The organism is Phocaeicola sartorii JCM 17136 = DSM 21941 (assembly GCF_054653615.1).
In genome coordinates this window covers 3736405-3748079 of record NZ_BAAIFW010000005.1, presented here as the reverse complement: position 1 = coordinate 3748079, position 11675 = coordinate 3736405, and the positions used below count along the sequence as shown (strand labels likewise).

The 11675-nt window shown below is 46.3% G+C and carries 6 protein-coding genes; 4 read left to right on the top strand and 2 right to left on the bottom strand.

From position 1 onward, the window contains the following. Position 1: 1 nt before the first annotated feature. Together ACYQ0C_RS15950 and purL are read right to left on the bottom strand one after the other, a co-directional pair. Positions 2 to 4018, bottom strand: coding sequence for a hybrid sensor histidine kinase/response regulator transcription factor (locus ACYQ0C_RS15950; protein ID WP_257463990.1), 4017 nt, complete (start codon positions 4016 to 4018; stop codon positions 2 to 4). A gap of 77 nt (positions 4019 to 4095) precedes the next feature. Further along, on the bottom strand, positions 4096 to 7800 hold the full coding sequence (gene purL, locus ACYQ0C_RS15945; protein WP_016275591.1) for a phosphoribosylformylglycinamidine synthase: 3705 nt from the start codon (positions 7798 to 7800) through the stop codon (positions 4096 to 4098). A gap of 150 nt (positions 7801 to 7950) precedes the next feature. Between purL and ACYQ0C_RS15940 the strand changes: the two genes are divergently transcribed. The 4 genes from ACYQ0C_RS15940 to ACYQ0C_RS15925 all read left to right on the top strand — a co-directional run bounded on the left by ACYQ0C_RS15940 (position 7951) and on the right by ACYQ0C_RS15925 (position 11672). Next, positions 7951 to 8610, top strand: coding sequence for a LysE family translocator (locus ACYQ0C_RS15940; RefSeq protein WP_016275592.1), 660 nt, complete (start codon positions 7951 to 7953; stop codon positions 8608 to 8610). A 71-nt stretch (positions 8611 to 8681) separates the two neighbouring features. Further along, on the top strand, positions 8682 to 9224 hold the full coding sequence (locus tag ACYQ0C_RS15935; protein WP_016275593.1) for a DUF4924 family protein: 543 nt from the start codon (positions 8682 to 8684) through the stop codon (positions 9222 to 9224). Between the two features lie 15 nt (positions 9225 to 9239). After that, positions 9240 to 10097 carry a dTDP-4-dehydrorhamnose reductase gene (gene rfbD, locus ACYQ0C_RS15930; RefSeq protein WP_016275594.1) on the top strand — a complete coding sequence of 286 codons (858 nt, stop codon included), beginning with the start codon at positions 9240 to 9242 and terminating at the stop codon, positions 10095 to 10097. 6 nt (positions 10098 to 10103) lie between these two features. Next, on the top strand, positions 10104 to 11672 hold the full coding sequence (locus tag ACYQ0C_RS15925) for a peptide chain release factor 3 (protein ID WP_016275595.1): 1569 nt from the start codon (positions 10104 to 10106) through the stop codon (positions 11670 to 11672). Positions 11673 to 11675 lie beyond the last annotated feature (3 nt).

Sequence of the window (11675 nt, the reverse complement as noted above, 5' to 3'; positions counted from 1 at the left end):
TTTAATTCTGTTTCATATAAGTGCTTGGGGGAACTCCGTAATATTTCTTAAATGTATCCGTAAAATATTTGGGATCACTGAATCCCATCATATCCGAAACTTCGGACACCGTATACCGTTTGCTTTTCAATAGAATGCTGGCCTCGTTCATGCGTACTTTACGGATAAAATCACTGGGCGAGTCATTGGTTAAAGCCTTTATCTTGTTGTATAAGCTGCTCCGGCTCATGTTCATTGCATCGCACAGGGTTTCCACGTTCATTTCTTTGTTGATACTCCTTTTTATGATGCCGGTGGCTTTTAAAAGGAATTCCTGTTCCAAACTGACTGCCGGATCATCCGATACTCCGTCAGTATTGAATTTGAATTGCGAGAAACGATTTTTCATGATTTCTCTGTTTTCCAGTACATTGGCTATATTTGCTTTCAGCACCTCCATATCGAACGGTTTGACTATGTATTTATCGGCTTTGCTCTGTAAACCTTTGATGATACTTTCTTTATCATTCAATGCGGTCAGCAATATGATCGGTATATGGCTGGTTTCAATATTGTTTTTCAGTATGTTGCACATTTTGTCTCCATTCATGATAGGCATCATTACGTCCGACAATATCAGATCCGGTTGCCGTTCCTTGATAAACTCCAGCGCTTCCTGTCCGTTTCCCACTTCAGAAACATCATAATCTTCCGATAACGTATGCAACAGGAAGGTACGCAATTCCAGATTGTCTTCCACTATCAGAATGGAGGAGGCATGTGCCCTGACCGGTTTGTCCTTGATCTCTCTCACCAGTTCTTCCGGATTGCCTTCGATGACGGGCAGCGGATTAATGACGTCAGGCTTTTTAAAGATACGGTAATCGTATCTCCGGCTTTTGATAGGGAAGGTCAGTTTGAAGGTTGTTCCCACATTTTCTATGCTGCTCATTGATATTTTGCCGGCATGGCTTTTTATCAGTTTGTAGGTAAGCAGCATACCGATGCCGCTTCCTGTGATTTGCAGGTTGATGGCATTATTCCCTCTGAAGAGGCTTTTGAACATTTTCTTTTGTTCATTGGCAGGGATCCCGATTCCTGTATCTGTGATAGTGATGAACCAGTGGCTTTTATTTCTCCGGGTCTGCACAGTCACACTGCCTCCCTGGTGGGTATATTTCAAGGCATTGCTCATCAGGTTCCGGATGATGGAGTCCATCTTGTTTCTGTCCAGCCATACTTCCTGGCTTTCGAAATCGCTTTCGAATATGATATTTATCTGTCTTTTGCGGGCATATAGATTGAACTGCTCCAGATAGGTCCTGACATAATTGTTCAGTTCGTATCGGGACACATATACCGTGGAGGTATAGAGCTCCTCTTTTTCAAAGTTGATCAGATTACTGGCTAACTCCGATAAGTTGTCTGTATTTTGTATGGCCAGGTTGATATTGATTTTTCCCTGTTCAGACAGGTTTTCGTTTTTAAGAATCTCTCCCAAAGGAGCTTTTATCAAAGTCAGCGGTGTACGTATATCATGCGCCGTGTTGATAAAGAACTGGATTTTCTCTTTTGAACTGTTCCTGTCTTTTCTGAGCCATAAATAGCGTAGGACACTTGCTCCGGCCAGTACAAAAATGACCAGATAAAGAATTCCTGCCCAAAATGTGGCCCACCAGGGCGGGGTCACGGTAATGAAAAGTGAACGTTCTTCCAACAGATGGTGGTCATCCATCAGGATGGCTCTCACTCTTAATTTATACTTGCCGGGGCCGATGTTGGTGTAACGTATGCGGTTGTCATTCGTGAGCGAAGTCCATTCATCATAGAATCCTTCCAGTTTCCAGGAATAGGCTATATTGGAGGGGTTGTCATAATTGATGGAGGACACGTCCAATGAAAAAATATTCTGGTCATAATTCAGCGTGATGTGCCGGGCATTGTCAATATCTTCTTTTAAAGGAGAATTCTTTTCACCGGGCAGTACTTTCTGATAAAGCAGCCGGAAGTTGTCAAACACCATTTTGGATTTAAACTGATGGGGCAGCATGACAGTGTCCGCCAGTTCAATGGCTCCGTCTCCACTTCCGAAAATGAATTTATTGTCGCGTGTATGCACACCGGCCGCCTGGTTAAAGCTGGTGGACATCAAGCCTTGTTCCTTTGTCCAGTTAGAGAAGATTTTCCCTTTTGTATTGAAACGGGTCAGTCCTTTTTCTGTACTGACAATCAAATCATCTTCCTGAGCAGGCAGTATGCAGTGAATGTTATTGGATATCAGAGCCGAATTGTTGACATGATAATTAGTCAGTTTTTCCGTATAGTTATTGTAAATCCACAGGCCGGAGCCGTGTGTGCCGATGAAAGTGGTGTTCTTTTTATTCTGATAGATTGTATTGATACACCCCAACTCGGAGTTCAGGTTCACCGCTTTGAGTTCCTGGTTCTCTTTATTGAACTGGTACAGTCCGTTGATTGTCCCTATCCATAAATTGCCGGCATCCTTATTGGTGATGTAGGTGACGGGGAAATCCATGTTGTAACACTGCATTTCTTTTGTATCCGGATTATAGCTTTTCAGGTTGTAGTATCCTCCGGCCCATACCAGATTGTCCCAGTCCTTGTAGATGCAACGGATATATTTGTCCGGTTTTATAGTCTTGGCATTCAATGTCTGGGGGATCAGATATCGTGTGGACATGGTCTTTTTATCTATTTCATACATGCCCGACATATATCCGCCGGCCAGGATACTTCCGGGGCGGATCTCGCATATCGAGATAAATACGTGGTTCTGGTTGGGACTGTCATGCTGGTAGGTGGACAACAGGTTTTTCCATTGTTTGGTGGAGGGGTTGTAACAGCATATACCGTTGTTGGTAGCATACCAGATGTCTCCGTCGGAGTCTTCCATTATAAAATTCACCTGGTTGTCTATCAATGAGTTGGGATTGTCATAAGAGTGCTGTATCCACCTGTATCCGGGGTATTTCTTGGAATATACCGTGATTCCTATAGGATAGACCGCCATCCATAGTTTTTGGTCATCATCCATATAGATATCATGAATGATGTTACCGTTCATCTTGTTGGAGTGGTTGTGGTCGGCATTTAGAAAATTTGTCAGTTCGTAAGTGTCCAGATTTAATTTATATACACCTGCACCGTTGGTTGCGATGAACACCTCGTTCTTTTTTTCTTTATTCGCTATGATAGCGTTGACATTAGTGTCTTGCAGTCCGTTGTGTACACTGATCAGCTGGCGGCTGTGGATATTGTACAGATAAATTCCGTCCAGCAGGGTGCCTATCACCAACGTTTGGGTCTCCGGATGGAAATAGATGTAGTTTGCTATATGGAAATTATCCAGTTCCGGATGCTTGATTATTTTCAACTGTCCCTGAGTCAGTTCCACACAATAGATCTTGTGGTTGGAGGCCAGGAAATATTGATTGTCCGTAGATGCTGCAATATAGGTGATTTCTTCCTTGATAGGGCTTTCCAGTTGAATAAGCTCATGGGTGCCTATGTCGAAAAGGTATTGTTTGTTTTTAGTGCAAAGCAATATGCTATTGTCTTTGGGATTAAGACATGAGGCGGTGAGCGGCAGTCCGCTGTTGCTTTTGTCCTTGCTGGCAAAGTCGCAAATCAGTTCGAATTTATCTTTTAGGGAATTGTATCTGAACAGATGCCCGGTTTTTCCTATTTCCCACACCACTCCTGCCGTATCCGTTTGCAGGGTGTTCAAGTTGGGAAAAGAGTTCAGAAATTTTCCGTGGGCAGTCAGGTTGTAGTGTGTGTATTGTTTTCCGTTGTATCTGTCTATTCCTTCATGAGTGAGAAACCACATATATCCTTTTTTGTCTTTCCGTATAGATAAGACTCGGCGGCTGCTCAAACCGCTCTGGGTGTCCAGATACTGGTATAGTTGAGCAACGACGGGTGTTACCAAAATAACAAAGAGGCATATCAATAAAAGAATTCTTCTCATATCATTAGGAGGCAAAATCCTTACAAAGTTCGTAAATTCCCTTAACATATCAAAATCCGTTATATACAAAAAAAGCGGTAATCAGTCCGACTTACCGCTTTTTTAGTAAATATAACAAATCGTTTTTATTTTTTGTTCATCTCCACCCATTTTCTAGCATTGACAAATGCTTCCATCCATGGAGTGATCTGATCGTTGTTTATTCTGTCAGCCGGATAGTAAGCATTCTGCCAAGGGAAGCAGGAACGTTCCAGATGAGGCATCATGGCCAGATGGCGGCCGTCGGGGCTGGCCAGACCGGCTACGCTGTAATCCGAACCGTTCGGGTTGCCGGGATACTCGTCGTATGAGTATTTCAATACCACATTGTATTTGTCTTCCTCATACGGCAATGAGAATTTACCTTCTCCATGAGCCACCCAGATGCCCAGCTTGCTTCCACTCAACGAACCGAACATGACACTTCTGTTCATCGGAACGGTAACACCCACAAACTTGGATTCGAATTTATGTGAATCATTGTGCAGCATTTTCGCTTTCTTGGTGAAATCGGGGTTGATCAGGTTCAATTCTATCATCAGCTGGCAGCCGTTGCATACGCCTAATGACAAGGTGTCTTCACGTGCATAGAAGTTGTCCAGCGCCGCTTTTGCCTTGGGGTTGAACAAGAAAGCTCCCGCCCATCCTTTGGCAGAACCCAGAACGTCCGAATTGGAGAACCCGCCGCAGAATACGATGAAATTGATATCCTCCAATGTCTCGCGTCCGCTGACCAGGTCGGTCATTGTCACATCCTTCACATCAAATCCTGCCAGATAGAGCATGTAAGCCATTTCGCGTTCGCCGTTGGTTCCCTTTTCACGGATGATAGCCGCTTTTATGCCTGTTGCAGTGCGACGGTCGGGATTCAGGCCGAATTGTGACAGTTTGCCGGTGAATGAGTGGTCGAACACGAACTCCAGAGGCTGTTCCTTGTAGTTCTCGAAACGTTTTTTGGCACAACCGTTCATACTCTGCTTGCGGTCCAGCAAGTAAGAGGTGGAATACCATACATCGCGCAGATAGTCTATGCCGAACTGGTAAGTCGCATCTCCCTTTTCTACCAGGATATGCCGTTCCTCAGTCGGTTTGCCTAATTTCACATAACCTACGCCCGCATCTTCCAGAATCTTTTTCACCTCTTCCTTATGTTTGTCTTTTACCTGGATAACGATACCCGGGTTTTCGGCAAACAATATCTTGATGATGTCGTCTTCCTTAATCTTGTTCAGGCTGATTTCCATACCGCCTTCCATATTCGAGAAGCACATTTCAAGCAATGTGGTGATAAGACCGCCGGCGGAAATATCGTGACCGGCCATAATCAGACCTTTGTTTACCAGTTCCTGTACTGCCAGGAATGCGTCACGGAAATATTCAGGGTTTTGTACGGTCGGTACATCGTCGCCTACCTTGTTCAATGACTGTGCAAAGGCGGAACCTCCCAGACGCAACTTGTCAAAGCTGAAATCAATGTGGTAGATCGTGCTCTTTTCATCATTTACCAATACGGGCGAAACCACTTTCTTCACATCCGAAACTTCGCCGCCGGCTGAAACGATGACAGTTCCCGGGCTGATGACCTTCTCACCGTCAGGGTATTTCTGAGTCATTGACAAAGAGTCTTTTCCGGTCGGCACATTGATTTGCAATGAGCAGCAGAAATCGGAAAGGGCTTTTACGGCGGTGTACAGACGGGCGTCTTCACCTTCCTGTGCACGGCATGGCCACATCCAGTTGGCGGACAGTGAGATGCTGTCCAGTCCTTCCGCCATCGGAGCCCATACAATATTGGTCAGCGCTTCGGCTACCGACAAAACGGAGCCTGCGGCCGGATTGGCCAAGGCTGCCTGGGGGGCATGGCCTAAAGAAGTGGCTATACCTTTTTCGCCACGATAGTCCAGGGCGACTACTCCGCAGTCGCTCAGAGGCAGCTGGATTTCACCCTGACATTGCTGGCGGGCGATCTTGCCGGTTACGGAACGGTCCACCTTGTTGGTCAACCAGTCTTTGCAGGCGACAGCTTCCAGCTGAAGCACACGGCGGATATATTCGTTTAATTTGGAAGTTTCGTATGAAACATTTTCATAATGACGTTCTACCGTCTTGTCAATCATGTAAGTCTTCGGAGAAGAGCCGAACATCTGGTCTACCGCCAGATCGAACGGACGTACCCCGTCGGCCTGTTCGAAAGCGAAGCGGGCGTCTCCGGTAGTCTCGCCCACGGTGTACATCGGTGCACGTTCGCGGTCGGCGATTTTCTGTACATGTTCGATAGCCGGTTCGTCAATCAGCAATCCCATACGTTCCTGAGATTCGTTGGCGATGATTTCTTTGGCGGACAAAGTTTGGTCACCGATCGGTAACTTGTCCATGTGGATGATTCCGCCGTTCTCTTCTACCAATTCGGACAGGCAGTTCACGTGACCGGCCGACCCATGGTCGTGGATGGAGACAATCGGGTTGTTGTCTTCCTCACACAGCGCACGGACTACGTTATAGGCACGTTTCTGCATTTCCGCATTGGCACGCTGGACGGCGTTCAGTTCGATTCCCGATGAGTATCGGCCTGTCTCAACGGAAGAGACCGAACCTCCACCCAGTCCGATGCGGTAGTTGTCACCACCCATCACAACGACTTTGTTTCCTTTTTCGGGATGTCCTTTCAGACAGTCGCGCTGCGTGCCGTAGCCTACTCCTCCGGCCAGCATGATTACTTTGTCGTAGGCATACTTCTCACCGTTCTCCTGATGCTCGAATGTCAGTACGGAACCGCAAATCAGCGGCTGGCCGAATTTGTTACCGAAATCGGAAGCACCGTTGGAAGCTTTGATCAGGATCTGTTCCGGAGTTTGGTATAACCATTGGCGGACAGGAAGGATGTCTTCCCATTCGCGTCCTTCGTCGGTACGGGGGTAAGAAGTCATATATACAGCGGTACCTGCAATGGGCCATGAGCCTTTACCACCGCCCATACGGTCACGGATCTCACCACCTGTACCAGTAGATGCGCCGTTGAACGGTTCTACGGTAGTCGGGAAATTGTGTGTCTCGGCTTTCAGTGAGATAACCGTCTTGATATCTTTGATAATGAAATAATCGGAAGTGGAGTGGTCGGCCGGAGAGAATTGCTCCACTACCGGTCCCTCGGCAAATGCTACATTATCTTTATAGGCGGAGATGATCTTGTTAGGATTCTCGGCGGTCGTTTTCTTGATCATCTGGAACAAGGAAGATTCCATTTCCTGACCGTCAATGATAAATGTTCCTCCGAATATCTTATGACGGCAGTGCTCGGAGTTGATCTGCGCGAAGCCGAAGACCTCGGAGTCAGTCAGTTTGCGTCCCAGATCCTTCTCAACCTTCAGCAGATAGTCCATTTCCTCGCGGGAAAGTGCCAGACCTTCTTTCTCATTGTATTCTTCCAGATTCTCGATGTGAACAATCGGCTGGGGTTTGATGTTGACGGTGAAAATCTCCTGGTCCAATCCCTTATACATACGTTGCAGCATAGGATCGTACTCGGCGTTCTCATCTTTTACAGGGAAATATTCCTCGATGCGTAAAACGCCTGTGAGCCCCATGTTCTGAGTGATTTCTACAGCATTTGTACTCCAGGGAGTGATCATTTCCCGACGCGGTCCGATGAAGCAACCTTTCAGGTTTTCTTCGTTCTCTACAGTGGCTTCACCATAAAGCCAGCTTAATTTCTGAATATCCTCAGAAGGCAGTTCCTGGCTGACTTCTGTTGCTATTACACTTTTAGTGGGTGTTCTGAAAAATAGAATCATAGCACTTTTATAGTTGTTTTGTTAATTGAAAACTAGTTCTTATATCAAGGGTCTATTAATAAGGTGCAAAGTTATATAAAAGAGACGGGGTATGAAAGAATTTTGAGTGTAAATATAGGTACTTTCGTAAAAAAGTAGCATCTTTGCAGCATGAATTGGATAGAACAAGTAACCATACTCGATTTATTGGTGAAAGGGCTTATCGTCGGTGTGGTTGTTTCCGCGCCGCTGGGTCCTGTGGGGGTACTTTGTATTCAGCGCACACTGAACAAGGGACGATGGTATGGATTTGTTACCGGTCTTGGAGCCGCCCTCAGTGATATAGGCTATGCCTTGATTACAGGTTATGGCATGAGTTTTATGGATGACTTTCTGGCAAAGAACCAGGTGCTGTTACAGATCATCGGCAGTGTCATGTTGTTCTTTTTCGGTATCTATACCTTCCGTAGCAATCCTGTCCAGTCCATCCGTCCTGTATCTTCCACTCCGGGCAGTTATCTTCATAATTTTGTTACTGCTTTTTTTGTGACTCTCTCCAACCCCCTGATTATATTTCTGTTCATTGGTCTGTTCGCCCGTTTCTCTTTCGTGATGCCGGGCAGTCCCATAGGCTTTCAGCTGGTGGGGTATCTGGCTATTGTGCTGGGGGCGCTTCTCTGGTGGTTCGGGATAACGTATTTTGTCAATAAGGTACGCACCCGTTTTAATTTACGCGGCATCTGGATCTTGAATCGTGTGATCGGCATTGTGGTGATGCTGATTTCGGCCGCAGGTTTTATTTACACTATTTTAGGAAAAACGATGTACTGACACAGAAACAGGTCTTGCATGCCATACGTTGATTTTTTTATTTTTAAGTCTCAATTTTTAATATAAAAAGTATGTTCGTTTCCAAGCAGTTGAAAGAAAAGAATATAGCCGAGTATCTTATATATATGTGGCAGATAGAGGATTTGATCCGTGCCAACGGCTGTGATATAGAAAAGATAAAGACCACCATCATAGATCCTTATCCGCTTACGGAAGAGCAGCGGGCGGAACTTACCCGGTGGTATATGGATCTGATTGAGATGATGCGCCGTGAGGAAGTCATGGAAAAAGGCCATTTGCAGATTAACAGGAACATCATCATCTGGCTCACCGACCTTCATTTGCAGTTATTGCGTTCCCCCAAGTTCCCTTATTATAATTCGGCCTATTACAAGGCGTTGCCCTATATTGTGGAGTTACGCGCCAAAGGAGCGGATAAAGAGGAGCCGGAGCTGGAGACCTGCTTTGAGGCGCTTTATGGCATCTTGTTGCTGAAATTGCAAAAGAAAGAAATCAGCGGGGAGACGGGGAAGGCGCAGGAGGTCATCTCGACATTGCTGGCTATGTTGTCAAACTACTATATAGAAGATAAAAAAGGAGAATTGGAATTTTAATTAATAAAAACAGAAATGAAGAATATATTGGTGACCGGCGCCAACGGCCAATTGGGAAATGAGATGCGTGTGCTTTCGGCTGAGCACAAGGAATATACCTGTTTCTTTACGGATGTGGCCGAACTGGATATTTGTGATGAGCGGGCGGTGGCGGCTTTCGTAAAAGAGCATGATATTCATGTCATAGTGAACTGTGCGGCCTATACGGCGGTGGACAAGGCGGAAGAGGATATAGAGCTGTGCACCAGACTGAACGAAACTGCTGTGGGCTATCTGGCGAAGGCGGCCGAGGCCAACGGAGGCGAGTTTATCCAGATATCAACGGATTATGTGTTTGATGGCACGAGACATCTTCCTTATGGTGAGGAGGATATTCCTTGTCCCAACTCCGTTTACGGCAGGACCAAGCTGGCCGGTGAGACGAATGCATTGGAGCATTGCAAAAAAACAATGATTATCCGTACCGCATGGCTTTATTCCACTTTTGGAAACAATTTTGTGAAAACGATGATCCGTCTGGGAAGGGAGAGGGAGTCTCTGGGCGTGGTCTTCGATCAGATTGGCACCCCCACATACGCCCGTGATCTGGCCCGTGCCATCTTTGCGGCCATCCATAAAGGTGTGGTGCCGGGGCTCTATCATTTCAGTGACGAAGGGGTATGCTCCTGGTACGATTTCACCAAGGCCATCCACCGCATTGCCGGTATCACAACCTGCAAGGTCAGTCCCCTGCATACGGATGAGTATCCGGCAAAAGCTCCCCGGCCCCATTACTCCGTGCTGGACAAGACCAAGATTAAAACTACTTACGGCATCGAGATCCCCCATTGGGAAGAGAGCCTGGAGGCATGTATCAAAGAATTAAATGCATAATAGTATATGAATAGTGAAATAGAAAGAAGACGGACGTTTGCGATTATCGCACACCCGGATGCCGGTAAGACCTCATTGACCGAAAAACTGCTGCTTTTTGGCGGACAGATACAGGTGGCCGGAGCCGTAAAGAGTAATAAGATAAAGAAGACTGCCACATCCGACTGGATGGACATTGAAAAGCAGCGTGGTATCTCTGTGACCACCTCCGTGATGGAGTTTGATTACAATGACTATAAAATCAATATTCTGGATACTCCGGGTCACCAGGACTTTGCCGAGGATACTTACCGTACCTTGACAGCCGTGGACAGCGTTATCATCGTAGTAGACGGTGCGAAAGGTGTGGAAACACAGACACGCAAGCTGATGGAAGTATGCCGTATGCGTAATACTCCGGTAATCATATTTGTCAACAAGATGGACCGTGAGGCGAAAGACCCGTTCGACCTGCTGGACGAACTGGAGGAAGAACTCGTCATCCATGTACGTCCGCTGACATGGCCTATTGAAAGCGGACCCCGTTTCAAGGGCGTGTATAATCTTTACGAACATAAACTGAATCTTTTCCAGCCTTCCAAACAAGTGGTGACTGAAAAGGTGGAAGTGGATATAAATACGGAAGAGCTGGACAATCAGATCGGTGCTCCTCTGGCTGAGAAACTGCGTGGGGAGCTGGAGCTGATTGACGGTGTCTATCCTGAATTCAATGTGGATGAGTACCTGAAAGGTGAGATGGCTCCTGTCTTTTTCGGTTCGGCATTGAATAATTTCGGAGTGCAGGAACTGCTGGATACGTTTGTAGAAATTGCTCCAAGTCCCCGTCCTACCAAGACCGAAGAGCGCGAAGTGGAACCTGATGAATCTAAATTCACCGGATTCGTCTTCAAGATTACCGCCAACATTGACCCCAACCATCGCTCCTGTATCGCGTTCTGTAAAATCTGTTCGGGCAAGTTCTCCCGTAACACTCCCTATTACCATGTGCGTCATGAAAAGACGATGCGTTTCTCTTCCCCCACCCAGTTCATGGCACAGCGCAAGACCACGGTGGATGAGGCTTGGGCGGGAGATATCATCGGTTTGCCGGACAACGGAACCTTCAAGATCGGTGATACGCTGACTGAAGGAGAGAAACTTCATTTCCGTGGAATTCCCAGTTTCTCGCCCGAGATGTTCAAATACATTGAGAATGCGGATCCCATGAAGCAGAAGCAATTGGCGAAAGGCATTGACCAGTTGATGGATGAGGGTGTGGCGCAGTTGTTTGTCAACCAGTTCAATGGCCGTAAGATTATCGGTACGGTAGGACAGTTGCAGTTTGAAGTGATCCAGTACCGTCTGGAGAATGAATATAATGCAAAGTGCCGTTGGGAACCTATCAGCTTATATAAAGCCTGTTGGGTGGAAAGTGACGACCCCGAAGAACTGGAAGCATTCAAGAAACGCAAATATCAGTACATGGCCAAGGACCGTGAAGGACGGGATGTATTCCTGGCCGATAGCAATTATGTACTTCAAATGGCGCAAATGGACTTCAAGCATATTCGGTTCCATTTCACCAGCGAGTTTTAAAAA